The 26,619-nt window shown below is 74.1% G+C and carries 22 protein-coding genes; 18 read left to right on the top strand and 4 right to left on the bottom strand.

Going from position 1 to position 26,619, the window contains the following annotated elements; all coding sequences use genetic code 11:
• The first annotated feature begins 12 nt into the window (after nt 1-12).
• Together B4E97_RS02000 and B4E97_RS01995 are read left to right on the top strand one after the other, a co-directional pair.
• A complete protein-coding gene (locus B4E97_RS02000) occupies nt 13-3,504 on the top strand; it encodes a glycosyltransferase (protein WP_286958488.1) in 3,492 nt (1,163 codons plus the stop codon).
• Nucleotides 3,501-5,000, top strand: a complete 1,500-nt coding sequence (locus tag B4E97_RS01995; RefSeq protein ID WP_286955831.1) for a DUF5719 family protein — start codon at nt 3,501-3,503, stop codon at nt 4,998-5,000. Before B4E97_RS02000 ends, B4E97_RS01995 begins: the two co-directional genes overlap by 4 nt.
• A gap of 93 nt (nt 5,001-5,093) precedes the next feature.
• Here B4E97_RS01995 and B4E97_RS01990 read toward each other — a convergent pair whose 3' ends face one another.
• A complete protein-coding gene (locus B4E97_RS01990) occupies nt 5,094-5,552 on the bottom strand; it encodes a metallopeptidase family protein (RefSeq protein ID WP_286958487.1) in 459 nt (152 codons plus the stop codon).
• Between the two features lie 61 nt (nt 5,553-5,613).
• Here B4E97_RS01990 and B4E97_RS01985 point away from each other — a divergent pair, with 61 nt between their 5' ends.
• From B4E97_RS01985 to secA, 13 genes are all read left to right on the top strand, one after another.
• The gene (locus B4E97_RS01985) at nt 5,614-6,267 is read left to right on the top strand and encodes a DUF3499 domain-containing protein (protein ID WP_286955830.1); all 654 of its coding nucleotides are present in this window, start codon (nt 5,614-5,616) and stop codon (nt 6,265-6,267) included.
• A 41-nt stretch (nt 6,268-6,308) separates the two neighbouring features.
• Nucleotides 6,309-7,769 (top strand): phosphomannomutase/phosphoglucomutase, encoded by a 1,461-nt coding sequence (locus tag B4E97_RS01980; protein ID WP_286958486.1) that lies wholly within the window; start codon nt 6,309-6,311, stop codon nt 7,767-7,769.
• A gap of 5 nt (nt 7,770-7,774) precedes the next feature.
• A complete protein-coding gene (locus B4E97_RS01975; RefSeq protein ID WP_037215564.1) occupies nt 7,775-7,969 on the top strand; it encodes a Trm112 family protein in 195 nt (64 codons plus the stop codon).
• A 47-nt stretch (nt 7,970-8,016) separates the two neighbouring features.
• Nucleotides 8,017-9,213 carry an SIS domain-containing protein gene (locus tag B4E97_RS01970; RefSeq protein ID WP_239263885.1) on the top strand — a complete coding sequence of 399 codons (1,197 nt, stop codon included), beginning with the start codon at nt 8,017-8,019 and terminating at the stop codon, nt 9,211-9,213.
• A gap of 106 nt (nt 9,214-9,319) precedes the next feature.
• Nucleotides 9,320-10,792, top strand: a complete 1,473-nt coding sequence (ahcY, locus tag B4E97_RS01965; protein ID WP_286958484.1) for an adenosylhomocysteinase — start codon at nt 9,320-9,322, stop codon at nt 10,790-10,792.
• Nucleotides 10,793-10,983: 191 nt separating this feature from the next.
• Entirely contained in the window at nt 10,984-11,664 is a 681-nt protein-coding gene (gene mtrA / locus B4E97_RS01960) for an MtrAB system response regulator MtrA (RefSeq protein ID WP_029211582.1), read from the top strand.
• A gap of 3 nt (nt 11,665-11,667) precedes the next feature.
• Entirely contained in the window at nt 11,668-13,464 is a 1,797-nt protein-coding gene (gene mtrB, locus B4E97_RS01955; RefSeq protein ID WP_286958483.1) for an MtrAB system histidine kinase MtrB, read from the top strand.
• Nucleotides 13,461-15,233, top strand: coding sequence for a GerMN domain-containing protein (locus B4E97_RS01950; RefSeq protein WP_286955824.1), 1,773 nt, complete (start codon nt 13,461-13,463; stop codon nt 15,231-15,233). The genes mtrB and B4E97_RS01950 overlap by 4 nt, the downstream gene beginning before the upstream one ends.
• Before the next feature lie 97 nt (nt 15,234-15,330).
• Nucleotides 15,331-16,182, top strand: a complete 852-nt coding sequence (locus B4E97_RS01945; protein ID WP_156911300.1) for a ComF family protein — start codon at nt 15,331-15,333, stop codon at nt 16,180-16,182.
• Between the two features lie 10 nt (nt 16,183-16,192).
• Nucleotides 16,193-16,894, top strand: coding sequence for a ribosome hibernation-promoting factor, HPF/YfiA family (hpf, locus tag B4E97_RS01940; RefSeq protein ID WP_019287651.1), 702 nt, complete (start codon nt 16,193-16,195; stop codon nt 16,892-16,894).
• Between the two features lie 117 nt (nt 16,895-17,011).
• Nucleotides 17,012-17,734 carry a response regulator gene (locus tag B4E97_RS01935; protein WP_029211578.1) on the top strand — a complete coding sequence of 241 codons (723 nt, stop codon included), beginning with the start codon at nt 17,012-17,014 and terminating at the stop codon, nt 17,732-17,734.
• Nucleotides 17,731-19,095: a winged helix-turn-helix domain-containing protein gene (locus B4E97_RS01930; protein ID WP_286958481.1), complete on the top strand. Its 1,365-nt coding sequence runs from the start codon at nt 17,731-17,733 to the stop codon at nt 19,093-19,095. Before B4E97_RS01935 ends, B4E97_RS01930 begins: the two co-directional genes overlap by 4 nt.
• A gap of 105 nt (nt 19,096-19,200) precedes the next feature.
• On the top strand, nt 19,201-21,933 hold the full coding sequence (secA, locus tag B4E97_RS01925; protein ID WP_286958479.1) for a preprotein translocase subunit SecA: 2,733 nt from the start codon (nt 19,201-19,203) through the stop codon (nt 21,931-21,933).
• Between the two features lie 65 nt (nt 21,934-21,998).
• Here the strand turns inward: secA and B4E97_RS01920 are convergent, their stop codons facing one another.
• Nucleotides 21,999-22,514, bottom strand: a complete 516-nt coding sequence (locus B4E97_RS01920) for an Rv3235 family protein (RefSeq protein ID WP_019287655.1) — start codon at nt 22,512-22,514, stop codon at nt 21,999-22,001.
• Entirely contained in the window at nt 22,511-23,377 is an 867-nt protein-coding gene (locus tag B4E97_RS01915) for a LysM peptidoglycan-binding domain-containing protein (RefSeq protein ID WP_286958478.1), read from the bottom strand. The genes B4E97_RS01920 and B4E97_RS01915 overlap by 4 nt, the downstream gene beginning before the upstream one ends.
• A gap of 161 nt (nt 23,378-23,538) precedes the next feature.
• On the opposite strand from B4E97_RS01915, the gene B4E97_RS01910 reads away from it, so the two are divergent.
• A complete protein-coding gene (locus B4E97_RS01910; RefSeq protein ID WP_019287657.1) occupies nt 23,539-24,081 on the top strand; it encodes a hypothetical protein in 543 nt (180 codons plus the stop codon).
• On the opposite strand, the gene B4E97_RS01905 is transcribed toward B4E97_RS01910, so the two are convergent.
• Nucleotides 24,072-24,314, bottom strand: coding sequence for a helix-turn-helix domain-containing protein (locus B4E97_RS01905; protein WP_019287658.1), 243 nt, complete (start codon nt 24,312-24,314; stop codon nt 24,072-24,074). The two genes, B4E97_RS01910 and B4E97_RS01905, sit on opposite strands and share 10 nt — an antisense overlap.
• Nucleotides 24,315-24,534: 220 nt before the next feature.
• Here B4E97_RS01905 and B4E97_RS01900 point away from each other — a divergent pair, with 220 nt between their 5' ends.
• Both B4E97_RS01900 and B4E97_RS01895 read left to right on the top strand, forming a co-directional pair.
• Entirely contained in the window at nt 24,535-25,263 is a 729-nt protein-coding gene (locus B4E97_RS01900; RefSeq protein ID WP_029211574.1) for an SAF domain-containing protein, read from the top strand.
• Nucleotides 25,264-25,346: 83 nt separating this feature from the next.
• Complete coding sequence (locus B4E97_RS01895) at nt 25,347-26,465, top strand: AAA family ATPase (protein WP_239265318.1); 1,119 nt, start codon at nt 25,347-25,349, stop codon at nt 26,463-26,465.
• Nucleotides 26,466-26,619 lie beyond the last annotated feature (154 nt).

Below are 26,619 nucleotides of genomic sequence, written 5' to 3'. Positions count from 1 at the left end.
CCCGGAGGCCCGGTGCCCGCTCCCACCCCTCCGCGCCCCGGCACGGCATCCGTCCCCGGGGTCCGCGCCGTCGACGGTGTCCTCGTCGTCCATGACGGAGCTCCCTGGCTGACCCGCTGCCTGGACTCCCTGGCGGCCCAGACCCATCCCTTGCGCCACCTGGCCGTCGTGCTGAGCGGCAGCCACGACTCCGTCCCGCAGGCCGCGACGCAGCGGCTGTCCGAGGCCGGGACCCAGGTGCACGTCGTCGAGGCCCGCGGTGCCCGCTATCCCAAGGCCGTCCTGGCCGGGCTCGCCGAGCTGCAGTCCATCGGTGCGCTGCCCGATCGCCCCACCCGCCCTGATCAGGACCGAGAGCTCGGCGCACGGGCCGATGCGGACGCCGAGCTGGCAGCCGCCTCCCACTGGGTCTGGCTCCTCGAGGACGACTGCTTCCCCGAGCCGGCGTGCCTGCTCACGCTGCTGCGCGAGGCCACCCTGTCCGCGACCGTCGCCGTCGCGGGTCCCAAGTACGTCGACGCGACCGACCCCGGCCGCCTGGTCGAGGTGGGGCAGACCGTGTCGCCGACGGGTCGGCGCGTCGCCTCGCCACGGCACGGCGAGCTCGACCAGGGCCAGCACGACCACCGCAGCGACGTCCTGGCCGTCGGCACCGGCGCGATGCTGGCCCGGGCCGACGCCCTCCTGCGGCTGGGCGCCCTCGACCGCGTGTTTCCCGTGGCGGCGGACCTCGACCTGTGCTGGCGCGCCCACCAGGCCGGGCTGCGGGTCGTCGTGGTCCCCGAGGCCGTCGCGCTGGACGCCCGGGCGACCACCCAGGGGCTGCGGTCCCGGGACCGGATGCCGTTCGCCGGGCTGGGCCTCGACGACATCGACGACGACCGGTTCTCGCGCGAGCACGTCCTGCGCGAGCGGCGGGCCTGGGAGCGCGAACGCCGGGGCGCCGTCGACCGGGCCTACCGCCGCGACCGGCGGGCGGTGCGACGGATCGCGCTCGCGCGCTGTCCCGGGCGGCTGGTGCCCTGGTATGCCGTGCGCATCCTGCTCGGAGCGTTGCTGCTGTCGGCGGTGCTCCTGGTCCTCAAGCGCCCGCGCGCCGCGTTCGCCGAGCTCTCCGACGCGGGAGCGGTGCTCACCTCCTGGCGCAGCCTCGGGTCTCGCAGGCGGGCACGGCACGCGGCCATCGTCGGTGGCGCCGGGCTCGGTGGGCTGCTGGCCCCGCACGGCCGCGCCCTGGCGGGGGTGCGCGACGAGGTCTATCGCGGCCTGCCGCACCTGCCGTCGGTCGTGTCGCCCACCGACGGCGGCACCGGCCCGAGAGGACGTGGCGGTGCTGCGGGCACCGGGAGCTCCCTGGCCGAGCCGGGCCCGGTCAGCGACGAGGCGACCGACCTCGACGGGGACGACCTGGGCGCCCGCGCCGCCCGGCACCCCGGCGTGCTCGCGGTCCTCATCTCCGTCGGCCTCGCCGTGGCGGCCTGGTGGCCGGTGGTGCAGGGCAGGGGAGGGGCGCTGCTGGACCGAGGGCTGGCGGGCGGTGAGCTGCGCCCGGGGGCGGGCGGTTCGTCGGCCGCGTGGACCCGCTACCTCACGGGGTGGGACCCCGCGGGCCTGGGTTCCTCCGCCGACCCACCCGCGTGGCTGCCGCTGCTGGCCGCGCCGGCCTGGGCGGTGGAGCACCTCCCGGGGCGCTCCCCGAGCTCTGCCCTCGGCGCCGCCGCAGCCCTGCTCCTCATCGTCGCGATCCCGGCGGCGACGTTCAGCGCCTACCTGGCCGGGCGGGCCGCCACGCGCCGCCCCTGGCCCCGCGCCCTCGCCGCCCTGGCGTGGGGACTCTCACCCGCTCTCCTCGTCGGTCTGGGGGAGGGCCGGGTCGGGGCCGCCCTGCTCGCGATCGTCCTCCCGCTGCTGCTCGCCGGACTTGCCGCCTGCGGACGGCGTCGCCCCTGGTGGCCCGCCGTCGGAGGCACGGTGCTGGCCGCGGCCGTGGCTGCCGCCGTCGCGCCGGTGCTGCTGGTGGTCGTCGTGGCGCTCGGGCTCGTCCTGGCCGCCACCAACCACGGACGCGGCAGGGTCGCCGGGTTGCTCCTCGCCGTCGCGCCCGTCGTCCTGCTCGGGCCGTCGGTGGCGACCTGGTGGCGCGAGCCGGCGTCGGTGCTGACCGGGCCCGGGCTCGCGTCCTGGACCGAGCAGCCGAGGCCCTGGCACTTCGCCCTGCTGTGGCCCGCCGAGCCCGTGACGTCGACCGCCGCCGGGCTCACCGATCCGTCCCTCGCCTCCACCGTCCGCCTCGTGCTCCCGCTGCTCATGGCCACCGTCGTGCTGGCCGGGGTGTGGGGCCTCGCGGTCGACGGGCGCCGCATCGGGTCGTCCCGCGTCCTGGCGGTGCTGGCCCTGCTCGGCATCGCCGGCGCCGCCGCCGCCCCGCACCTCGTCGTCGGCCACGCCACCGACTCCGCCGGAGGACCTCAGGCCATCTCGCCCTGGCCGGGCACGGGCCTGCTCCTGCTGACCCTGGCCCTGCTCGCCGCGGCGTTGCAGGGAGCGGAGGCGCTGCGGCGGCCCGTCCCCGCGCGTCCGCGCGCGACCAGGATCCTGCGGGTGGCCGGAGGCGTGGTGGCGGGGCTCGTGACCGTCGCCGTGCTCGCGCAGGGGACCTGGCTGGCCCTCACCCGCCTCGACCAGGTGCTGGCGTTCCCTGCCCGCCAGGTGCCGTCCGTCGCGCAGGACAGCGCGGACAGCGCGCTCGCGGCGCGATACCTCGCCCTGGAGCGTCGTGGGACCGTCATGGGATATCGCCTGGAGCCCGGCGATCCGTCCGACGTCGTGCGCGACCTCCCACGGGACACGGCTGCTGTCGCACCCAGCGCGCTCCTGCCCGATGTGGCCCACGACCTCGTCACCGACGAGCCCGTCGCTGGTCGCCCGGTGGCGGACCGGCTGGCGGACGCAGGAGTCGGCTTCGTCGGCCTCTCACCGGCGGACCCGGTCGTCGCGGCCCGCCTAGACACCACGGCCGGCCTGTCCCGCCTGACCGACACCGAGGGCGACCCCGTCTGGCGCGTGACTGCGCGACCCGGACCGGACGGCGCAACCGTCCCCGTCTCGGCGGTCCGGGTCCAGCAGCCGGACGGGACCCCCGTCGCGACGGTGCCCGTCCACGGCAGCGGCCCCGAGGTCGACACGGCGCTGAGCGCCTCAGGATCCGGAGCTGGCCCAGGGACGGAGGGGCCTGCAGGGCCGTCACCCTCCGTGCTTGCCTTTGCCCAGCAGCGTGGCTGGGCCGACACCGCGCGGGTGCTCGCCGACGGTCGTGCCCTGACGCCGCGGGACGGCGAGCTCGCGGCATACGACCTCCCGGCGGACACCCGTCACGTGCGGGTGAGCCAGGTGCCCGCCCACCCGACCTGGTCGCTCGTCCAGGGCGCGGGCCTGGCGCTCGTCCTGCTGCTGGCCCTGCCGTTCGGCGTGCGACGCGGTCGAGACGGAGAGGTGGTCCGATGAGCGGGGCAGGGCTGCTGCGCGTGGTCGGCGTCGTCGTGGTCGGTGTGGCCGTGGTCGCCGGCTCCGGCGCGGTCGACGGCCGGGTCACGGTGCCGGGTGCACCGCGAGCCGCGGCCCCGGAGACGGCCCCACCCGCCCGACCCGTCGCCACCCGGACGCTCGTCTGCCCCGGCCAGGAGACCGTCGGGGTCCCGGGACTGCCTGCCGAGCCCGGGGCCACCCCCGTCGACCTGGTGGCCGTCGCCGCCCCCGACGGCGTCTCCGCCGCCCGCGGGCGCGAGCTGCCCGCGGGCATCCTGCAGGTGGGCCCCACCGACGCCGCCGACGCGCAGCGGGTCACCGCGCCCGGCAGCGCCGCGACCGCGCGGCTCGCGGGACCGAGGTCCGGGGTCGTCACCGCGACGCAGCGACTGGCGCCCGCGCTGGCGGCGGTGCAACGGTCCCTGGCGACGTCCGGCGAGAGGGCCGCCCTGGTGTCGGTCCCCTGCGGCGTGCCCGTGACCGATGCCTGGTTCCCCGCGGGTGCGGGCCAGGCCGGCCGCCAGGAGCACCTCGTCCTCACCAACCCGCACGAGACGCCGGTCACCGTCGACGTGACGCTGCACGGCGCGACCGGGCCGATCGCGAGCGTTGCGGGCCGCGACGTCGTCGTCGAGCCCCGCGGACGCACCGTCGTGCTCCTCGACGCCCTCGACGGCACGGAGGCCAGCCCGACGGCGCAGGTGCACGTGCGCGGCGGCACCGTCCACGCGTCGCTGCACGACGGGTGGCTCGACGGCATCACCGCCCGCGGCGCGGACGACGTGGCACCCAGCGCCACCGGCCAGGACCTCGTCGTCCCCGGACTGGTCGTCGCCGGCCCCGACGACCCCACGGTGGTGCGGGTCGCCGGGGTCGCCGATCGGGCCACGGAGGTCAGAGTGACCACCCTCGGTCCGAACGGCCCGGTGGGGGACCCCCTGCGGCCCGTGCGGATCCCCGCCGGGGCCAGCCGCGACGTGGGTCTGCCCTCCCTGCCCGCCGGCACCTACGGCGTCCGCGTGTCGGCCACGGCCCCCGTTGCCGCGGCGGCCTATCTCGGGAGGGCCGACGGCCGACGCCCGCAGGGATCGGGGTCGGTGGGAGCGCCCGTCCGCGACTTCGCCTGGGTGCCGGCGGTCCCGGCGCTGGACGACCTGGCCGGTCTCCCGCTGGGCCAGCCCGAGGGCGCCAGGCTCAGGCACCGTGTCGCGCTCACCAACCCGGGCGACACCGCCGTGGCCACGACCGTGACCGTGGTGGGAGGCGACGGGTCCACGGCCCCGCGCCGGGTCGACGTCCCCGCCCGGGGGACCAGCGCCGTCGACGTCGGCGACGCGACCTCGGTGTGGGTGTCGGCGGCGCAGGGCGTGCGGGCCGCGGTGGTGTCCGAGGCCGACGGCGGTCTGGTGACCGTCGCCCCGCTGGTCGCCCCGTGGCAGACGACCACGCCGTATGTCCTGTCGCCCTCCCGCTGAGCCTGCAGGGGCCATCCCGAGGGGCACGCCAGGGGCAGCCGCGCAGGGGGACGCCCCGTGCGGAACTCCAGCGCGGCTGCGGCGGGGTGACCCTCAGGGGTGACCGTCGTAGTCCGGGTCCAGGTCCTCGGGGGCGACCATCAGCAGGGCCGCCGCCTGCTCCACGACCACGGTGTCGACCAGCTCTGCGAGCTCGGTGCGGTCGCGGACCCGTGACTCCACCGGCCGGCGGTAGACGACGATGCGCGGCCCGGATCGTCCCTGGCCCTGGCGGGCGTGGCCCAGCGGGATCGACCCCTCCCGCTCCGCCGCGACGAGGAGGTCGCCGCCCGGCACCAGCTCGACGGCGACCTCCACGCCGTCCAGCCGACCCGCCGCCCGGGGCACGAGCCGCTCGACCGCGTCGAGGACCAGCTGGTCGAACCGGTCCTCGCGCGAGGTCATCTCGGGCACCGGGGGCCACGCGAGCGGGCCGCGTCGTCCGCGGCCCCGGCGGTCGCGGGCGAGCCGACGAGCCGTGGTGGGGTGCGGGTCGGGGGCTGGATCGGTCACGGCCATCACGATACGGCGCGCCGATGGCTCTGCCGCAGAACCAGGACTAGGGTTGCCCACCGTGACCGTCCAGCGACTGTGCTCCAAGACCCCGTGCGGCCGACCGGCAGTCGCGACGCTGACCTACGTCTACGCCGACTCCCAGATCGTCCTCGGGGCGCTCGCGACCTTTGCCGAGCCGCACTCGTACGACCTGTGCGCGGACCACGCCCGCCGGCTCACCGCCCCGCGCGGGTGGGAGGTCGTGCGGCTGGTGCCGGAGTTCGCGGAGCCCGAGCCCGCCCCGGACGAGCTGGTGGCGATCGCGGACGCCGTCCGAGGCCCGCGCCGGCGGCCTTCCTCGCAGCCGCAGCCGCAGTCGCAGGCACAGTCCCAGTCGCAGTCCCGAGATGGTGGCGCGGGTGCGGAGCGTCGCACGGTCGTCGCCACGCCGCGCACGTCCGAGCAGGCCCGTGAGGTCTCGGCGCGGGTCGCCCGCCAGTCGGGGACGGTCTCCGCCGTCGAGGTGGGTCGTCGCGGTCACCTGCGGGTCCTGCGCGACCTCGACACCGACGCTCCCGGCGCTCCCGGCCGCTCCGCCACGGGTGACGTCTCCGACGCACCCGACGCACCCGACGTCTCCGACGCATCCGACGTGCCCGGAGCGCCCGACGTGCCCGACGACGCGGTCGCCTCCGACGAGCCCGGTGGCACCACGCCGGCCCGCTCCTCCTGACCACCCGCGCCCGTCGCACCCGGACCGGTAGGCTCCCCGTCGTGACCTCTCGCACCGACCTCTCGACCTTCGTCAAGGCCTACGACGTCCGGGGCCTCGTGCCCGAGCAGCTCGACTCCCGCGTGTCCCGTGCGCTGGGTTCCGCGTTCGCCCGGGCCGTGATCCTGCCCGAGGGCGCGACCAGCCTGGTGATCGGCTATGACATGCGCCCGTCGTCGCCGGAGCTGTCGCGGGCCTTCGCGGAGGGGGCCGCCCAGCACGGCGTGGACGTGACCATCATCGGCCTGTGCTCCACGGACGGGCTCTACTTCGCCGCCGGGCACCTCGACGTGCCGGGCGCGATGTTCACGGCGAGCCACAACCCCGCGGCCTACAACGGCATCAAGCTGTGCCGGGCAGGGGCGCGCCCGGTGGGCCAGGAGTCCGGTCTCGCGCAGGTGCGCGACCTGGCGCAGGCGATCCTCGACGGCGACGACCCCTCTGACGACAGGGAGGGCGAGCGGCGGACCGGTGCCATCGTCGAGCGTGACCTGCTGGGCGAGTACGCCGCGTTCCTGCGCTCTCTCGTGGACCTCTCGTCGCCGCGCCGCAACCGCCCCATCAAGGTCGTGGTCGACGCCGGCAACGGCATGGGCGGGCTCACGGTCCCCGCGGTCCTCGGCGACGCGGCCGGTCTGCCCGCCCTGCCGCTCGAGGTGGTCCCGCTCTACTTCGAGCTCGACGGCACCTTCCCCAACCACGAGGCCAACCCGCTCGAGCCCGCCAACCTCGTCGACCTGCAGCGCGCCGTCGTGGAGCACGGGGCCGACGTGGGCCTGGCGTTCGACGGCGACGCCGACCGCTGCTTCGTGGTCGACGAGCGTGGCGAGGCGGTCAGCCCCTCGGCGATCACCGGGCTGATCGTGTCCCGCGAGACGGCTCGTATGACGCAGACCGGCGCCTCGGCCGCCGACCTCACGTTCGTGCACAACGTCATCACCTCGCGGGCCGTCCCGGAGGTCGTGGCGGAGGTCGGGGCGCGGGCCGTGCGCACCCGGGTGGGGCACTCCTTCATCAAGGCGACCATGGCCGAGCACGGCGCGGTCTTCGGCGGGGAGCACTCGGCGCACTACTACTTCAAGGACTTCTGGTACGCCGACACCGGCATGCTCGCGGCGATGCACGTGCTGGCGGCGCTCGGCGAGCAGGACGGTCCGCTCAGCGAGCTCGTGGCCCGCTACGACCGCTACGCCGCGAGCGGCGAGATCAACTCCACCGTCGACGACCAGGCCGCCCGCAGCGCCGAGGTCACCGCGTGGGCGCGCGAGCGCGGGCTGGACGTCGACGAGCTGGACGGCCTGACGGCGACCCACGAGGCGGACGGAGACGGCCCGCTGTGGTGGATCAACGTCCGCCCGAGCAACACCGAGCCCCTGCTGCGACTCAACGTCGAGGCAGCCGACCGGCCCACCATGGAGCGGGTCCGCGACGAGGTCCTGACGATCATCCGAGGAAAGGCGTGACCGACATGTCCGAGCCCACCACCAGCACCACGATCCAGCCCTGGCTGCGGGAGATCCTGCGGTCCCCGGGCGGCGAGCACGAGCTCGTCGACGCCGAGGGACCGGACGGCCCCGAGCTGCGCTGCGCCGAGCTCGGCGTGGCCTTCCCGATCGTCGACGGGATCCCCGTCCTGCTCATGGACGAGGCCCGCACCCTCTGACCCACCCGCACGAGCACCCGCACCGCACCACCCGAGGAGGGCCGGCGATGCCGCAGCTGGACGAAGCACTGGTCGACGACCTCGACGAGGTGCAGCGCCTCGACTCGCGCGGACACCTCCGGGCGCTCGCCACGGCAGGGGCTCAGGTCCGGGAGGCGGCCCACCTGGCGGTCGAGGCCGGCGTCGACCGGCTCGGTCGCGAGGAGCGTCCTCGGGCCGTGCTCGTGGCCGCGCTCGGCGGGTCGGCGGTGGTGGGGGAGGTCCTCACCGTGCTCGCCGAGGCCCACAGCCCGGTGCCCGTCTCCCAGCGCGCCGCAGGACCCCTGCCCGCCTGGGTCGGGCCCCTGGACCTCGTCGTGGCCGTCTCGCTGTCGGGACGCGCTCCCGGCCCGCTGGGCCTCGCCGCCGAGGCCGGCCGTCGTGGTGCCCAGCTGGTGACGGTCGGGGCGGCCGAGTCGCCGCTCGCGGACGTCACCGCCCGGGCGCGAGGGCTGCACGTCCCGGTCCCGCGGGGCGTCGTGTCCTCCCGGACCTCGCTGTGGTCCCTGCTGACGCCCGTCCTGGTCGCCAGCGCCACCCTCGGGGTCGTCGACCTGCCGACGCCCGTCCTCGACGAGCTCGCCGACCGCCTCGACGCGCAGGCCGAGGCCTGCCGCCCGTCGTCCGAGTGCTTCGTCAACCCCGCCAAGATCGCCGCGCAGACGCTGGTCGAGACGGTCCCCGTCGTGCTGGGGGACGGCCCGCTCATGGGGGTGGCCGCCCACCGCGCCGTCGCGGGTCTGGCCCGCACGGCCCGCATCCCGGCGATGTACGGCTCCCTGCCGGACGCGGCGTCGCAGGTCGTCGCGACCTTCGGCGGGCCCTACACCGCGGCCGGGGGCCAGGGCGTCGGAGCCCGGTCTGGTGGGCGTGGCGCGCCCGGCGGCGCCGGCGGGCGGGACATCTTCGCCGATCCCTTCCTCGACGCCCCCGAGGAGCCGCCGCTCGGGCTGCTCATGCTGCGCGAGGGCGGCCGCGACATACCGCCGGCGCAGTCCTCGCTGGCCGACCTGGTGCTCCAGGAGGCGCACGACGTCGGGGTCCGGGTGCACGAGGTCTCGAGCGAGGCCGGCCACCCGGCCGTGCGGCTCGCCGAGGTCATGGCGCTCACGGACTTCCTCAGCACCTATGCCGCCCTCGGCCTGGGGCTCGACCCCTCCACCAACCCGCACGTGGCCAACCTGCGCGCGGCCGGCCACCCCTGACCCGTCACCTAGACTGGCCGACGGTCGGCGCAGGTGAAACCGTGCAGCCCAGATGGGCGGCGCCGGGCCCAGACTGTCGTCATACCAACCGAAGGGACTGTCCATCGTGACGTTCGACCACCAGGTCCGCGACCTCTCGCTCGCCGAGGCGGGCCGCCACCAGATCCGGCTCGCCGAGCACGAGATGCCCGGCCTCATGTCGCTCCGCGTGGAGTACGCCGAGGCCCAGCCGCTCGCCGGCGCCCGCATCGCCGGCTCGCTGCACATGACCGTGCAGACCGCCGTGCTCATCGAGACCCTCACGGCGCTCGGCGCCGAGGTCCGCTGGGCCAGCTGCAACATCTACTCCACGCAGGACGAGGCGGCCGCCGCCATCGTCGTCGGGCAGGGCACCCCCGAGGACCCGCAGGGCGTCCCCGTCTTCGCCTGGAAGGGCGAGACGCTCGAGGAGTACTGGGACTGCACCAACCAGATCCTGACGTGGGGCCAGGACGCATCCGGCGAGCAGGTCTACGCCAACATGATCCTCGACGACGGCGGCGACGCCACGATGCTCGTCCACAAGGGCAAGGAGTGGGAGGCCGCCGGCCAGGTGCCCCCCACGACCGAGGAGGACTCCGAGGAGTTCGGCGTCTTCAAGGCACTCGTGCGCCGCACCCTCGCGGAGGACCCCCAGAAGTGGACCCGCGTGGCCGCCGAGATCAAGGGCGTCACCGAGGAGACCACCACCGGCGTCCACCGCCTCTACGAGCTGGCCCGCGACGGCGAGCTGCTCTTCCCGGCGATCAACGTCAACGACTCGGTCACCAAGAGCAAGTTCGACAACAAGTACGGCTGCCGCCACTCGCTGATCGACGGGCTCAACCGCGCCACGGACACCCTCATCGGCGGCAAGGTCGCGGTCGTCTGCGGCTTCGGCGACGTCGGCAAGGGCTGCGCGGACTCGCTGCGCGGCCAGGGCGCGCGCGTCATCGTCACCGAGATCGACCCGATCTGCGCGCTGCAGGCCGCGATGGAGGGCTACCAGGTCGCCACGCTCGAGGACGTCGTGGAGTCCGCGGACATCTTCATCACGACCACCGGCTGCTACGACGTCATCCGCACCGAGCACATGGTCGCGATGAAGGACAAGGCGATCGTCGGCAACATCGGCCACTTCGACAACGAGATCGACATGGCCGGCCTGGCCAAGGTCCCCGGCATCACCAAGACCGAGATCAAGCCGCAGGTGCACGAGTGGACCTTCGCCGAGACCGGCGAGAACGGCCAGCCCGCGGGCCGCTCGATCATCGTGCTGTCCGAGGGGCGCCTGCTCAACCTCGGCAACGCGACCGGGCACCCGTCGTTCGTGATGTCCAACTCCTTCGCCAACCAGACGATCGCCCAGATCGAGCTGTTCACCAAGCCGGGGGAGTACTCCACGGACGTCTACGTCCTGCCCAAGCACCTCGACGAGAAGGTCGCCCGCCTGCACCTCGACGCGCTGGGCGTGCGGCTCACCGAGCTGACCAAGCCGCAGGCGCAGTACCTCGGCGTCGACGTCGCCGGCCCCTACAAGCCGGAGCACTACCGCTACTGAGCGGGTCCGCTGCCTGACCGCGCACCTGCCGTATGCCGCGGGCCGACGCCTCCACCCCGGAGGCGTCGGCCCGCTGCGGCATACGGCCTGGTCACCCCGGGACACGCCGTCGGGCCGTGACCCTTCCGTTATCCCGGGCCCACTGTGTGTGAAGATGACGCAGGACGTCCCGCAGCGAAGGAGCACCCCCCGTGAAGAGCCGGATCCTGGTTGTCGACGACGACCTCGCGCTCGCCGAGATGCTGGGCATCGTGCTGACCAACGAAGGCTTCGACGTGACGCACGTGGCCACCGGCACGGCCGCCGTGCCCGCCTTCCGCGAGGTCAAGCCGGACCTGGTGCTGCTCGACGTGATGCTGCCGGGCATGGACGGCGTCGAGGTGTGTCGTCGCATCCGCGCGGAGTCGGGCGTGCCGATCGTGATGCTCAGCGCCCGCACCGACACGACCGACGTGGTCGTCGGGCTGGAGTCCGGCGCCGACGACTACATCGTCAAGCCGTTCAAGCCGGCCGAGCTGATCGCGCGCATGCGGGTCCGGCTGCGGCGTGGCGAGGAGGTCGAGCAGGAGCACCTGACCATCGGTGACCTGTCGATCGACGTGGCGGGGCACGCCGTCAAGCGCGGCGACGAGGCGCTGTCCCTCACGCCGCTGGAGTTCGACCTGCTCGTCGCCCTGGCGCGCAAGCCGTGGCAGGTCTTCACGCGCGAGGTGCTGCTGGAGCAGGTGTGGGGCTACCGCCACGCCGGGGACACCCGCCTGGTCAACGTCCACGTGCAGCGGCTGCGGTCCAAGATCGAGCACGACCCCGAGCACCCGGAGATCGTGCTGACGGTCCGCGGGGTGGGCTACAAGGCCGGCGGACCGGCCTAGGCCATGGCCCGCACCCTCAAGTCCGACCTCGCGGCCCTGCGAGGTCGGATCGCTCGTCTCGGGGGTGGTGCTCTGTCACGCTCCTGGCCGTGGCTGCGGCACGGCGTCAACCGGCTGGTCGAGCTGTGGAGCCGGTCCCTGCTGCTGCGCACGGTCGCGAGCACCATGGTCCTGGGGACGGCGATGCTGCTCATCGTCGGGTCCTACCTGCACGGCCGGGTGGCCGACGGCCTCACCGAGGAGAAGCTGCGGACCGCCTCCAACGACGCCGCCGCCCGGGTGCGCTCGGCGCAGGCGAGGTTCGACGACGCCGACAAGACCGACGACGCCGCGCTGCGCCAGATGGCCACCGACATCGTGCAGCAGGACAAGGCCCCCGACCTGTCGCGCGACGTGATCTTCACGCCCGCGCAGGACAACACGCGCAAGCCGCTGCCGACCGTCGCGGCGGGGGACCTCACCCTCGGCGAGATCCCGGCGACCCTGCAGGGCCGGGTGCAGGCGGACCGCGGGCACCAGCAGATCCAGGTGGTAACCCTGGCGCGCGACGACGGAGAGCTGCCCACCGTGGTCGTGGGGGCGCGGGTCCAGCTGCCGCCCGGGGTGGGTGGCTACGACCTCTACTACGCCTATCCCATGCGGGCCGAGTCCAAGGCCCTCGACATCGTGACCCGCAACCTGCTGCTGGCCGGGGGCCTGCTGATCGTCCTCATCGGCGGCGTGGCGTTCGTCGTCACCCGGCTCGTCGTGGATCCCGTGCGACGGGCCGCGCAGGTGGCCGAGCGGCTCGCCTCGGGTCGGCTGGACCAGCGGATGGCGGTCAAGGGCACCGACGACATTGCCGTCCTCGGCCGGTCCTTCAACCGGATGGCGTCCAGCCTGCAGACCCAGATCGTCCAGCTCGAGGGGCTGTCCCGGCTGCAGCAGCAGTTCGTCTCGGACGTGTCGCACGAGCTGCGCACGCCCCTCACCACGGTGCGCATGGCGGCCGACGTGCTGTACGACGCCCGGGGCGACTTCTCCGCCGGCGCGGCTCGCAGCGCCGAGCTCCTCACCGGTCAGCTGGAGAGGTTCGAGAACCTCCTGACCGACCTGCTCGAGATCAGCCGCATCGACGCCGGGGCCGCGACGATCGAGCCGGCGCCCGGCGACCTGCGCGAGATCGCGCGGGAGGTCGTCGACGACGCGGCGGCCCTGGCCGAGCGTCGTGGCAGCACCGTCAGCGTCGTCGCACCCACCCAGCCGGTGGTCGCCGAGATGGACCGGCGGCGGATCACGCGCGTCCTGCGCAACCTCGTCGTCAACGCCATCGAGCACGGCGAGGGGGAGCCCATCTACGTCGAGATCGGGCGCAACGCCCAGGCCGCCGCCGTCGCGGTCCGCGACAGCGGGGTCGGGCTGCGGCCGGGGGAGGCGTCGCTCGTCTTCACCCGGTTCTGGCGCGCGGACCCGGCTCGGGCGCGCACCACCGGTGGGACGGGTCTCGGGCTGTCCATCTCGATGGAGGACGCCCACCTGCACCACGGCTGGCTCGAGGCCTGGGGCCAGCCCGGCGTCGGCTCGTGCTTCCGCCTCACGCTGCCGCTGACCTTCGGCGAGGACGTGACCGAGTCCCCGCTGCCCATGCAGCCCCTCGGCCTGCGCGTCAACCCGCCGGTCCCCACCCAGTCGACCAACGAGGTCCTCGACCCGGTCCCGGGCACCTCGCTCGACGCCGGGACGGCGGGGGTCCTCGCGCTGCTGCCCGACCAGCTCGCGGCGGCGCCGCACAAGGACCCGACCGGGGTGAACCACCCGTGAGGCCGGGCCGGGCACGTCATACGGCCCGTGCCTGGGGCCTCGCGCTCGCGGCCGCGGTCCTGGCGGCGGGCTGCTCCGGGCTGCCGAGATCGACGCCGGTGGTCCAGGGGCAGGCGGTCGGCGGCGCGCAGGACGCGGGGGTGCGGATCATCCCGCGCGGACCGGTGTCCGGGTCGGACGCCGACGACCTGGTGACGGACTTCCTGCGGCAGGGCCTGGGGGCGGACGACGACAGCAGCGTGGCGCGGGAGTACCTCACCCCCAGGGCGTCGGGCCAGTGGCAGCCGGACGGCTCGGCCTGGATCTACGACGGCCCCGAGGCGCTCACGGTCAAGGTCACCGCGCCCGGCACGGTGACGGTGACGGGGCGCATCAGCGCCCAGCTGGACCGCGAGGGGCACTACGCCGAGCTGCCGCCCGGCCAGACGCGATCGGTCGCGCTGCGCCTGGTCAAGGTCGGTGACCAGTGGCGCATCGACGGCGGCCTGGACGGACGGCCGACGGTGTGGATCAGCCGCGCGGACTTCGGCCTCTACACCAGCTTCCCCATCACCTATGTCACGCCGGATGGCACGGGCGTGACCGACCGGCGCTGGTTCCTGCAGGGCCCGGGGCTCGTGACCCGGCTCGCGCGGGCCCAGCTCGCGCCGCCCCCGACCTACCTGCAGGGCGCGGTCCTGACGGGGGTGCCGGAGTACACCGAGCTGGCCCACGGCTCGGTGTCGGTCGAGGGCGGCACGGCCCGCGTGGTCCTCAGCAGCCGGGCCCTCAACGCGGACGACCTCAACCGGCGGCGCATGTGGCAGCAGATCACGACGACCCTGACCGCCGTCGGAGGCGTCGACGCGGTGCAGCTGGAGGCGGACGGCGCCCGGCTCAGCGTGCCCGGGCTGCCGGACCGCGCCCTCGGGGCGGAGGACGTGGACCTGCGCGACGCCGAGGCGCCGACCGGCCCGGTCCTGCTGCGCAGCGGCGCCGGCCTGGAGCGGGTCGACCCGCGCCAGCTCACCGAGAACCGGTCGCGCAAGGAGGCGCGCGCGGACGGCCCCCCGCTGCCCGACGTCGGCCCGGAGTGGTATCGCCTCGCCGCATCCGCCGACGGGCACGAGATCGCGGGCCTCGACGGCGACGAGGAGGAGCTGGCCCGCTGGCGGGACGGCCGGCTGGTGCGGGTGCGCGGGTTCGCCACCGACCTCACCCGCCCGGCCTACGACCCCGCGGGCTACCTCTGGCTGGCCGGTCGGACCACCGCGGGCACCCGCGTGCTCGTCCAGCCGACCTCCGACCTGAGCGGTCGCCCACCGGTCGCGATCAACGTGCCGTGGCTGGCCGACCGGAGGGTGGTCGCCCTGAGGCCCTCCGCGGAGGGGCAGCGCGTCCTCGTCGTGTCCGAGCCGATCGGTGGCGGGCCGTCCACCGTGGGGGTCGCCGGCGTGCTACGCCGCGACGGTCGCCCCGTGGGGCTGGCCACGCCGATCGCCGTGGGCGGTGCCTCGACGGACGTGACCGACGCGACCTGGCTCGACGCCGAGACGATCGGCGTGGTCGGCGCCGTCGACACCAAGAGCGAGCAGCGGGTGGTGATCGCCCCGATCAGCGGACCCAGCCAGGTGCTGGGGACGGTCCGCAACCCCACGGGCATCACGACCTTCGGCGGCAGCCGCAGCATCGTGGTCACCACGCGCCGCGGCGCCGCGCTGGTCCGGTCCGGCAACGGCCTGACCCCGATCGTGTCCAGCACCAGCGACTTCGTGGTCCCCGGCCACTGAGCTGGCGCACGTCGACCTGTGGACGGCCGACGGGCCCCATCCACAGGCCGGCCGTATGCCGTCCGCCCGCTGCCACGCGGGTGGGACGCTGGGCCGCGTGACTCCCACGCTCGCCTCCGCCCTGGTCGACCTGGCGCTCCCGGTGGTGTGCGGCGCGTGCGGCCGTCCAGGCGGCCGGGTGTGCCCGGCCTGCCGATCGGCCCTGTGGGGGTGGTGCTACCCCGGCGGTCCCCGCGTCGTGCTGCCCGACCCCTGCCCGCCGGGTCTGCCGGCCGTCGTGGCCACGGCGGTCAACGACGGCGTCGTCCGCCGGGTGCTGCACGCCTACAAGGACGAGGGGCGGCGCGACCTGCGCGGCACCCTGCTCGAGCTGCTCGTCCCGGCGCTCGACCTGGCGGTCGGGGCGCTGCGCCCGCCCCCGCGGCGGGGCGTGGCGGTGGTTCCGGTCCCCACGTCCCCGGCCGCCCGCCGGCGGCGGGGCGACCGCCCGCTCGAGCAGCTCGTCGCGGCCGCGTCCGGCGAGGTGGCCGGGGCGTCATACCGCTCCGTCCTCACGACGCGGGGCCGTCCCGCCGACCAGGCGCTGCTGGGTCAGGAGGCGCGCGCGGTCAACCTGCGTGGAGCCATGCGCGTGACCTCGCGAGGTGCGTGCGAGCACCTGCGTGGGCGGCCGGTGCTGCTGGTGGACGACCTCCTGACCACCGGCGCCACGCTCGTCGAGGCCGCCCGGGCGCTGCGCTCCGAGGGGGTGGAGGTGGCCGGTGCCGTGGTGGTCGCCGCGACCCGCCGCAACCCGCCACGGGGCGCGCTGGGCAATCACCGACGGCGTGCGCTAACGTCGGGTAACGGCTCGATGACGAGCGTGGTCCTCCCAGATGGACGGGGGTGGTTCGACACAGTTCTCCGCAGGCCCGACGGGCCTGAGTATGTCGAGCAGGTCACTCCCTAGGAGGGAATTCATGGACATCCAGATCACCGGCCGTCACGTCCCCGTCACCGACCGGTTCCGAGACCACGCGCAGGAGAAGCTCGACAAGATCGAGCTGCTCGCCAACCGCGATCCTCGTCTGGACATCGTCGTCTCCAAGCACGGCAGCGCCAACGGCGTGGGCACCATGACCGTCGAGATCACGTGCCGCGTCAAGGGCCCGGTCATCCGGGCCGAGGCGACCTCGGACGACAAGTACGCCGCCTTCGACGTCGCGGCGGACAAGCTCCTGGACCGGCTCAAGAAGGCCAACGACCGCCGTCGCGGCAAGCGCCGCAAGGTCACCACGTCCACCGACGTGCCGCCCCCCGCCCAGCTGGTCGACGCCGGACCCGGTGCCGCCGCCACGCCGCAGCTCACCGCCACCGACGCGGGCTCCGGCGCAGGAGCCGGGGAGAGCCCCTCCGCCACCCCGGAGGACGACGGCCCCGAGGTGGTCGAGGTCGCGGACTCACCGATCGAGGTCCGCGTCAAGCACCACAGCTCCGCTCCCATGAACCTCGAGCAGGCGCTCTACGAGATGGAGATGGTCGGGCACGACTTCTTCCTGTTCACCGACGCCGACTCGGGCACGCCCAGCGTGCTCTACCGCCGGCGCGGCTGGTCCTACGGCGTGCTGCACCTCGACAGCGAGGTGCAGCCCGAGTCCGACCTCGAGAGTCGTTCGACCTGACCGCCGCTCGCACCACCGCCCAGGGGCGGCCCACCACGGGTGGGCCGCCCCTCGGCACGCGGGCGTGACCGGCACGCCAGACCGGGCTGGGGCCCACCACCGTGGCATCATGCGGGCATGACGGGCATCCAGGACATCCACCCCCGATCCCACGCCCCCGGCGACCGGACGCGGCCAGAGCGGATCCGGGTGCTGGTCGCCGACGACCACGTGCTCTATCGCCGGGGTCTGGAGATGGTGCTCGCCCAGGAGCCCGACATCGAGATCGTGGGGGAGGCCAGCGACGGCGCCGACGCGGTCGCGCAGGCCGAGGAGCTCATCCCGGACGTCGTCCTCATGGACGTGCGCATGCCCCGGCTGTCCGGCCCCGAGGCCACGGCCCGGGTGCGGGAGGTCGTCCCGTCGAGCAAGGTGATCATGCTGACGATCTCCGACGAGGAGCAGGACCTGTACGACGCCGTGCGGGCCGGCGCGACGGGCTACCTGCTCAAGGACGTGCCCGGCGAGGACATCGCGGTCGGGATCCGCCAGGTCCACGCGGGTCAGTCGCTGATCTCCCCGCCCATGGCCTCCAAGCTGCTCGCCGAGTTCGCGCTGATGATGAAGCGGCAGGAGGAGGGGCAGCAGATGCCCGTGCCCCGCCTCACGGACCGCGAGCTGCAGGTCCTCAAGCTGGTGGCGCGTGGGATGGCCAACAAGGACATCGCCACGGACCTGTTCATCTCGGAGAACACCGTCAAGAACCACGTCCGCAACATCCTCGAGAAGCTCCAGCTGCACTCGAGGATGGAGGCCGTGATGTACGCCGTCCGCCAGAAGATCCTCGAACTGCCCGAATGACCGCGCGACGGGACGACCTCGGGACCGCCACCGGGCCGGCCTCCCCGGCGCGTCGCCTCACCTTGTCCCAGGCCCGTCGTATGGCGCTCGGGGCCCAGGGCTTCACCCGCCCCCGGCCGGAGGTGGTGACGGCACGCGACCTCGTGCGGGTCCTGTCCACCGTCCAGGTCGTCCAGATCGACTCGGTCAACGTCCTCACCCGCAGCCACTACCTCCCGTTCTTCTCCCGCGTCGGCGCCTACGACACGGCCCTGCTGGACCGGCTCCGCGACCGTGCCCCCCGCCGCATGGTGGAGTACTGGGCCCACGAGGCCAGCCTGGTCCCGCCCACCACCTGGCCGCTGCTCGACGTGCGGATGCGCCGGGCCGAGGACGACGCCTGGGGCGGCATGCGCCGGGTCGCCCAGGAGCACTCCGAGCTCGTGGCCGCGGTGCTGGCGGAGGTCGTCGCGCGCGGTCCGCTGACCTCGCGCGAGGTCGAGCGGGCCCTGGCCCACGACGCGCCCCGGCAGCGGGACGACTGGGGCTGGAACTGGTCCCTGGTCAAGAACGCCCTCGAGCACCTCTTCTGGGCCGGGCGGATCACCAGCGCCGGGCGGACGGCCGGCTTCGAGCGGCGGTATGCCGCCCTGGAGCGCGTCCTGCCCCGCACCGTCCTGGACGACGTGGCCGCCGCACGCGCCGCGCGGGCCGCCGCCGAGGTGTCGTCCTCGACATCGCCGACATCGCCGACATCGCCGACATCGTCCGCCGAGCCCTACGCCAAGCCCCAGGCCGAGCCCCACGCCACGCTCGACGCCGAGCACGTCCGGCGGCTGGTCGAGCTGTCCGCCCGCGCGCTGGGGGTCGGCACGCTGCGCTGCCTGCGGGACTTCTTCCGCCTCTCGCCCCAGCAGGTCGGCCCCGCGGTCGCCGACCTCGTGGCGGCGGGAGCGCTCGTCCCGGTGACCGTCGAGGGGTGGCGCGCGGCGGCATACGTGCACCGGGACGCCAGGGTGCCTCGCACGGTGACGGCGAGCGCCCTGCTCAGCCCGTTCGACTCGCTGGTCTGGCAGCGGGACCGGACCCGGGCGCTGTTCGGCTTCGACTTCCGACTCGAGATCTATGTGCCCGCCGAGCTGCGGGTGCACGGCTACTACGTCCTGCCGTTCCTGCACGGCGAGCGGCTCGTGGCGCGCGTGGACCTCAAGGCGGACCGGCCCACCGGCCGGTTGCTCGTCCGCGGGCTGCACTGGGAGGACGGCGCCGCGTCGGAGGAGGCCGTGGTCGCGCTGCAGCAGGAGCTGTCCACGCTCGGGCACTGGCTCGGCGTCCCCGACGTTGTCCATGACGGCGTGCGTGCGGACCGACCAGCTCGCTGACGCCGGGTTGCCACCCAGCGCCCGCAGGACGGACTACCCTGGGCCAGGTGTGCGCCGACCAGGGGGTCGGCCCCCACGCGTCATCCATCATCGAGGGAGCTCAACGTGTCAGTGATCGAGCGTCTGCTGCGCGCCGGTGAGGGCAAGACCCTCCGCCGGCTGCAGGGCATCGCGGCCCAGGTCAACGCCGTCGAGGAGGACTTCGAGCGCCTCACCGACGCCGAGCTGCGGGCCGAGACGGACACCTTCCGGGCGCGACTCGCGGACGGCGAGACCCTCGACGACATCCTCCCCGAGGCCTTCGCCGTCGTCCGCGAGGCCAGCAAGCGCACCCTCGGCAAGCGGCACTTCGACGTGCAGCTGATGGGCGGGGCAGCGCTGCACCAGGGCAACGTCGCCGAGATGAAGACCGGTGAGGGCAAGACCCTGGTCGCGACCCTGCCGGCCTATCTCAACGCCCTCGAGGGCAAGGGCGTCCACATCGTCACGGTCAACGACTACCTCGCGTCCACGCAGGCCGAGCAGATGGGCCGCGTGCACCGCTTCCTCGGGCTGGAGACCGGGTGCATCCTCGCCTCGATGACGCCCGAGCAGCGGCGGGCCGAGTACGCCAAAGACATCACCTACGGCACCAACAACGAGTTCGGCTTCGACTACCTGCGCGACAACATGGCCTGGTCGACCGAGGAGCTCGTGCAGCGCCCCCACAACTTCGCGATCGTCGACGAGGTCGACTCGATCCTCATCGACGAGGCGCGCACCCCGCTCATCATCTCCGGGCCCGCCGACCAGGCGACCAAGTGGTACGTCGAGTTCGCCCGCCTGGTGAAGCGGCTCGAGCGCGGGACCGACGGCGCCGGCGACTACGAGGTCGACGAGAAGAAGCGCACCGTCGGCATCCTGGAGGCAGGCATCGCCAAGGTCGAGGACTTCCTCGGGATCGACAACCTCTACGAGTCGGTCAACACCCCGCTCATCGGCTACGTCAACAACGCCATCAAGGCCAAGGAGCTGTTCAAGCGCGACAAGGACTACGTCGTGATGAACGGCGAGGTCCTGATCGTCGACGAGCACACCGGCCGCATGCTGCCGGGCCGTCGCTACAACGAGGGCATGCACCAGGCGATCGAGGCCAAGGAAGGCGTCGAGATCCAGAACGAGAACCAGACGCTCGCCACGATCACGCTGCAGAACTACTTCCGGCTCTACAAGGTGCTGTCCGGCATGACCGGCACCGCCCAGACCGAGGCCGCCGAGCTGCACCAGATCTACAAGGTCGGCGTGGTGCCGATCCCGACCAACCGCCCGATGATCCGCAAGGACCAGCCGGACCTCGTCTACCGCACCGAGGCGGCCAAGTTCGAGGCCGTCGCCGACGACCTGCAGGAGCGGCACGCCAAGGGCCAGCCGGTCCTCGTCGGCACCACCTCCGTGGAGAAGTCGGAGTACCTCTCCGAGCTGCTGCGTCGTCGTGGGGTGCCGCACGAGGTCCTCAACGCCAAGCACCACGAGCGCGAGGCCGCGATCGTCGCGGAGGCCGGGCGCAAGGGCGCCGTCACCGTCGCCACCAACATGGCCGGTCGAGGCACCGACATCATCCTCGGCGGAAACCCCGAGTTCCGCGCCATGGCCGACCTCAAGGCCCGCGGGCTGGACCCCGACGAGACGCCGGAGGAGTACGAAGCGGCCTGGGACGAGGCGCTCGCGGCGGCGGAGCGGGCCACCGCGACCGCGCACGAGGAGGTCGTCGGCTACGGCGGGCTCTACGTCCTCGGCACCGAGCGGCACGAGTCCCGCCGCATCGACAACCAGCTCCGCGGCCGGTCCGGTCGCCAGGGCGATCCCGGCGAGAGCCGGTTCTACCTGTCGCTGCAGGACGACCTCATGCGGATGTTCAACGGCGCGATGGTCGAGACCTTCATGGCCCGGGCCAACATCGAGGAGTCGGTCCCGATCGAGTCCAAGATGGTGAGCCGCTCCATCCAGAGCGCGCAGACCCAGGTCGAGGGCCGCAACTTCGAGATCCGCAAGAACGTCCTCAAGTACGACGACGTCCTCAACCGCCAGCGCACCGTCATCTACGACGAGCGACGCAGCGTCCTCGAGGGCGAGAACCTCCAGGACCAGATCCGGCTGTTCATCAACGACGTCGTCGACGGCTACGTCACGGCCGAGACCGGTGAGGCCTTCCCGGAGCAGTGGGACCTCGACCGGCTGTGGACGGCGCTGCGCCAGGTCTGGCCGGTAGCGGTGACCTGGCAGGAGCTCGAGGCGGACGCTGGCGGCCGGTCGGCGTTGCGGAGCGAGGACCTCGCCCTGGAGCTCAAGTCGGACGCCCAGCACGCCTACGACCAGCGCGAGGCGGAGCTCGGCGAGCCCGTCATGCGCGAGGTCGAGCGCCGGGTCCTGCTCTCCGTGCTCGACCGCAAGTGGCGCGAGCACCTCTTCGAGATGGACTACCTCCAGGAGGGCATCGGCCTGCGTGCGATGGCCCAGCGCGACCCGCTGGTCGAGTACCAGCGCGAGGGGTTCATGCTCTTCGAGGCCATGATGGACGGGATCAAGGAGGAGTCGGTCGCCTACCTGTTCAACCTCGAGGTGGAGATCGGCGAGGAGGAGGCTCAGCGCCTCTCCGACGCGGCCGAGGCCAAGGCCGAGGCCAAGGCACAGTTCAAGGCCAAGGGCCTGGAGCCCGAGCGTCATCAGGAGCGGCTGCACTACAGCGCGCCCGGCGAGGACGGTGGCGTCGAGGAGCACGACGAGGGCGCACCCGACTCGTCCGCCGGCTCCCGCAAGGAGCGTCGCGCCGCCAAGCGCAGCCAGCGCAAGAGACGCTGACCAGCCTGTATGACGAACGCCCCCGCACCGGGTAGCCGGGTGCGGGGGCGTTCGTGCTGGTGGGGTCAGCCCACCACGAGCTCGTCGATGACCCAGCGGCCGTCGCGACCGACCATCCGGAAGGCCAGCGCACGGACCCGCTCGCCCACGACGACGACCGCCGTCACCTCGGCGAGGCCGTCGCGGTCGCCCGAGACGTGGACGCTGCGCACGACCGGGCGTCGGCCACGACGTGCGTGCCGGTTGCCGACGGCCTGCGACCCGCGCGCCAGCCGGGCGTAGACGTCGGTGGTGGTCCAGCGCACCAGCTGGCTGACCGGCCGATGCGCTCCGAGCACCTCCACGAGGGCCTGACTGACCTGCTGGGCCCAGACCCGGGCGGACGGCAGGTCCGCGCTGGCGGTCGGCTGGGGCCCAAAGAAGGCGTCCCGCTCGTGGAAGTCGAGCGCGAGCACCGGCTGGCGGTCGTGGTCGGGCTCGTCGTCGAGCGGCAGGGTGACGACGCCGCCGGCGGTGTCCAGCGGCTCCGGGGCGATCACCGGCGCGGGGCGCAGGTGCGGACGGGTCGCGATGACGGTCATGGGTTCCCCTGGAGCTGGTTCACGGTGGGTGCGGCCACCGGGGCGGTCAGGACCTGTCCCGGCAGGATCAGGTCACGGTCCGGGCCGATGGTGTCGCGGTTGCGGTCGTGCCAGGCGGCGCAGGCCCGCGCCACGGTCTCGGCGTCGGCGTCGGGCGGCAGGTGTCGAGCCGCGATCCTCCACAGCGTGTCCCCACGCACCACGACGTGGGTAGCCGCCGGTGCGGGGCGACCGGTCTGGGCCTGGCGGGCCGGTCGCAGCTCGGGGTCGACGGGGGAGGGCTGGGGAGGAGCAGGCGCTCGGAGCTCCGGTGACACGGGGCCGGCCGGGGCACCAGCGCGGTCGCCCTGCCTGGAGCCCGGGGACGAGGACGTCGTCCAGCCCGCGGTGGACCGAGCCCGGGAGCCGTCGGACGGGGTCGCGGGTGCCGCCGCGGTGGTCCCGGCCGTCGACGCGACGGTGGCCGCGGGCGACCGGGGCGCGGCCTGGGCCGGGAGGGCCGTGGCCCCGAGGCTGACGCCCAGGAGCAGGGCGGCGACCCGAGCGCGCCCGGTGGGGAGCATCAGGTGGGAGGGCGAGCCGGGCCCGGCGTCCGACCTCGCGGCCTCCTGGGAGAGGGACCAGACGTCGGTCGAGGTCCGTGCCAGCCAGGCGCCGGCCCCGAGCGCCAGCGCGAGCTCGACCGCCGAGACGAGGACGTCCGGCAGGCCCAACGAGCCGGTGCCGGCCTCGACCAGCTGCCGGCCGAGCAGGACGGCCACGACGACGCAGGCCGCGGCGCCCAGGGCCGTCCCGGCGATGACGAGTGCTGCGCGGGCACGACGCGGACGGGGGGCGTGCACGGGCAGGGGTCGGCTGGACATGGCAGCGACTGTAGGAAGTTTGCGATCGTTTGCCTATGGGTGATGCTGAAAGAGTCGTTCCTGGAACTCAGGGTGAGGAGGCCTCGACGGTTCGTGTCTCTGTGTTGACGATGACAGTCACGCAGGGCCACTGGACGTACCCTGAGTGCAGGAGGCGCGACATGGATCGGTGGGACGGCTTCTTCGACGACCTCGAGGGTCGGGTCGAGGAGCAGCGGCGTGCGGACGAGCTGGCCGGGCTCGCCGACCGGGTTCGTCGGGATCGGGCGGGGATCACCCTTGCTGCCCGGCTCGCCGGAGTCGCCCGCTCCGGGGTGCGCGTGCACGTCCTGGGAGGGGAGCAGGTGTCAGGCCAGGTCGACGAGGTGATGGTCGACTGCGTGGTGCTGGAGGACGGCGGTCGACGAGCGGTGGTGCCGCTGGCGTCCGTGGTGCGCGTGGATCGGCTGGGGGACCGTCCGGGCCCGCTCTCGCTGGGGGACCGGCCGGGGCTCGGCCGAGCGGTGCGAGACCTGGCCCGGGACCGACGCCCGGTGCGAGCGCACGACGTCACCGGGGTGGTCAACGAGGGCGTCCTGGACCGGGTGGGTCAGGATCACCTGGACCTGCTCGTCGTGCCTGCCGACCTGACCGTGCGCGCGGCGGAGGGGCGCTCGCGGACGACCGTGCCCTTCAGCGCCCTCGCGGTGGTGCGTCAGCTCTGAGCGCCGGCGTCGGGGTCGACCGAGCCGAAGGGATGGGCCGCGACGAAAGCCTTGGTCTCGGAGTACATCCGCTCGATGTAGTCCTCGAGCTCGCTGGTCTCCACCCGCCACTGTCCTCGTCCGCCGACCTTGATGGCCGGGAGCTCGCCCGAGCGCACCAGCGCATAGGCCTGCGCGGAGGAGATGTCGAGGATCTCGGCGACCTCGGCGAGCTGGATGAAACGCTTGGCCATGGAGTGCTGCTCCTCATGAGGCGGTTGTCGGGCAGGTGGGCCACGTCGGTGCCCGGCGAGGACGAGTCTAGGGCGGGCGGGCCCTTCGTGCGTTCGCCGAGCGGCGAGGGTGTGGACAACTCGGCGGCCTGTGGATGACGGGCGACGCGTCCGCTGCGGATTGACGACGATGGAGCCACGGCTCGCCTCGACGTGCGGCCGTCCAGCAGCAGGAGGTCTCATGCGTCGTTCTCGTCCGACCGCCACCGGCACCACGTCGTCAGGCTCGTCGGCCTCATCAGGTTCGTCGGCCTCGCCGCGGCCCACCGCCCGGCGGCTGCGCCAACCGTCCTGGCGGGACGCCCGGCTCGTGGTGGGGGTGCTCCTCGTCCTGGCCTCGGTGGTGCTCGGCGCTCGCGTCGTCGCCGCGGCCAAGGACACGACCCACGCGCTCGTCGCCACCCGAGACCTGAGCCCGGGGGAGGCGGTGGCCCCGGCCGACCTGAGGGATGTCGAGGTCCGCCTCGGCGACCTCACCGGGGTGTACGTCGCTCCGGGGGCCGTCGGCTCGTCCGGGATGCACGTGGTGCAGGCGGTGCGCGCCGGAGAGCTGGTGCCGGCAGACGCGCTCGGCACCCGCGAGCAGGTGGGGCAGCGGCAGGTCGCGCTCCCTGCGCCCAGCGGGTCCGTGGGGGCGCTGGTCCGCGGAACGGCCGTCGAGGTGTGGGTCAGCAAGCGCAGCGCCGTCGGTGGCACGGACGTGTATGCCGCCCCGCGCAAGGTCGTCGGTGGCGCCACGATCGCGCGGGACCCCCAGGAGGGGGCGAGCCTGATGGGTGGTGGCTCGACGGTGACGCTGCAGGTGTGGGTCCCGGCCACCGTGGTCCCTGAGCTGCTGGCGGCCGTCGACGCGCGCGACCGGATCACCGCCGTGCCGCTGCCCGGCGCCGCGCTGCGGGTGGACTCGTGACGGCGCGGCGGCCCTCGGTCCTCACGGCGCTCCCGGATGTCTGGGACGGCGCGGTGGTCGGGCGTCTCGGGTCCCGTGTGACGGTGGGTCGACGGTGCGTCGACCTGCCCGACCTGCTCGCCGCGGCCCACGCCCGGCTGGGGGACGTGGCGCTGGTCTCGCCCCGCCTGCGGGGGCTGGACCTGAGTGCCGTCCGCGACCTGCGCCTGGGCTCGGTGGGTGTCCTCGGGGTCGTCGACCCGGACGACGAGGCTGGCGAGGCGATGCTGCGCCAGCTGGGCGTCCGGACGTTCGTCGCCCCCGACGCGCCGGCGGCCGACCTCTACGGCGCGGTGGTGGGAGCCCTCGCCGTCCCGTCCGTGCCCTCGGACGGGGACGGGGACGACCTGACGGAGGAGGACGAGATCACCCGTCGTGGACAGGTGGTCGCGGTGTGGGGGCCTGCGGGCGCTCCCGGCCGCACGACCGTGGCGGTCAACCTGGCCGCCGAGCTCGCCCTCGGCGGCCGCGAGGTCGTCCTCGTCGACGTCGACACGCAGGCCGCCTCGGTCGCCCAGCACCTCGCGATCCTCGACGAGGCGCCCGGCGTCGCCGCCGCCTGCCGGGCCGCCGAGCACGGCACCCTCGACGTCACCTCCTTCGGCCGGCTGGCGCCGGAGGTCCTGCCCCGCCTGCGGGTGCTCACGGGTCTGCCCAGCCCCGACCGGTGGCCCGAGCTGCGGTCGGGCGCGATCGAGCGGATGCTCGAGGTGGCGCGCCTGGACTGCGACGTCGTGGTGGTCGACTGCGCGTCGTGCCTCGAGGACGACGACGAGCTGAGCTATGACACCGTGGCGCCCCGTCGCAACATGGCGGCGCTGACGGCGCTGGACGTCGCCGACCAGGTGGTGGTCGTGGGTGCCGGCGACCCCGTCGGCCTGCAGCGGCTGGTCCGGGGTCTGCAGGACCTGGCCGGGCGTGACGTGGAGATCGGGGGGGTCGTGGTCAACCGCCTCCGGGCCAGCGCCGTGGGCGCGCGGCCGATGTCGCGCGTCCAGTCGCTCCTCGAGAGGTTCGGGGGTGTCGAGGCACCCGTCCTGGTGCCCTTGGACGTGGAGCGGGTGGACGCGGCACTCCTCGCCGGGACCGTCCTGCACGACGTCGCGGCGGATGCCCCCGTGCGTCACGCCATCGCGTCGGTGGCCACGGCCCTCGTCGGGTGAACGGCAGGGCCGACCGCCGGGCACCACCGAGCGAGCACGCTGAGTAATCGAAAATCACGGACGGTTCGCCTGCGGGACCAGTCGTGCGGAGATGTTGCAACGGCTCACAGGACCGACATGCGTCACCGTAGTGTGATGGTGAACCGTGGCGTGC

Source organism: Arsenicicoccus sp. UBA7492, from assembly GCF_002479615.1.
GTDB classification, from domain to species: domain Bacteria; phylum Actinomycetota; class Actinomycetes; order Actinomycetales; family Dermatophilaceae; genus Arsenicicoccus; species Arsenicicoccus bolidensis.
This window is presented reverse-complemented; position numbering and strand designations above follow the sequence as displayed.

Excerpts from the sequence above, each read along its gene's own strand:
- B4E97_RS01995 (WP_286955831.1), top strand. The coding sequence starts at position 3,501 with ATGAGCGGGGCAGGGCTGCTGCGCGTGGTCGGCGTCGTCGTGGTCGGT.
- B4E97_RS01975 (WP_037215564.1), top strand. The coding sequence starts at position 7,775 with ATGTCCGAGCCCACCACCAGCACCACGATCCAGCCCTGGCTGCGGGAG.
- B4E97_RS01970 (WP_239263885.1), top strand. The coding sequence starts at position 8,017 with ATGCCGCAGCTGGACGAAGCACTGGTCGACGACCTCGACGAGGTGCAG.
- mtrB (WP_286958483.1), top strand. The coding sequence starts at position 11,668 with ATGGCCCGCACCCTCAAGTCCGACCTCGCGGCCCTGCGAGGTCGGATC.
- hpf (WP_019287651.1), top strand. The coding sequence starts at position 16,193 with ATGGACATCCAGATCACCGGCCGTCACGTCCCCGTCACCGACCGGTTC.
- B4E97_RS01935 (WP_029211578.1), top strand. The coding sequence starts at position 17,012 with ATGACGGGCATCCAGGACATCCACCCCCGATCCCACGCCCCCGGCGAC.
- B4E97_RS01930 (WP_286958481.1), top strand. The coding sequence starts at position 17,731 with ATGACCGCGCGACGGGACGACCTCGGGACCGCCACCGGGCCGGCCTCC.
- B4E97_RS01920 (WP_019287655.1), bottom strand. The coding sequence starts at position 22,514 with ATGACCGTCATCGCGACCCGTCCGCACCTGCGCCCCGCGCCGGTGATC.
- B4E97_RS01915 (WP_286958478.1), bottom strand. The coding sequence starts at position 23,377 with ATGTCCAGCCGACCCCTGCCCGTGCACGCCCCCCGTCCGCGTCGTGCC.
- B4E97_RS01910 (WP_019287657.1), top strand. The coding sequence starts at position 23,539 with ATGGATCGGTGGGACGGCTTCTTCGACGACCTCGAGGGTCGGGTCGAG.
- B4E97_RS01905 (WP_019287658.1), bottom strand. The coding sequence starts at position 24,314 with ATGGCCAAGCGTTTCATCCAGCTCGCCGAGGTCGCCGAGATCCTCGAC.
- B4E97_RS01900 (WP_029211574.1), top strand. The coding sequence starts at position 24,535 with ATGCGTCGTTCTCGTCCGACCGCCACCGGCACCACGTCGTCAGGCTCG.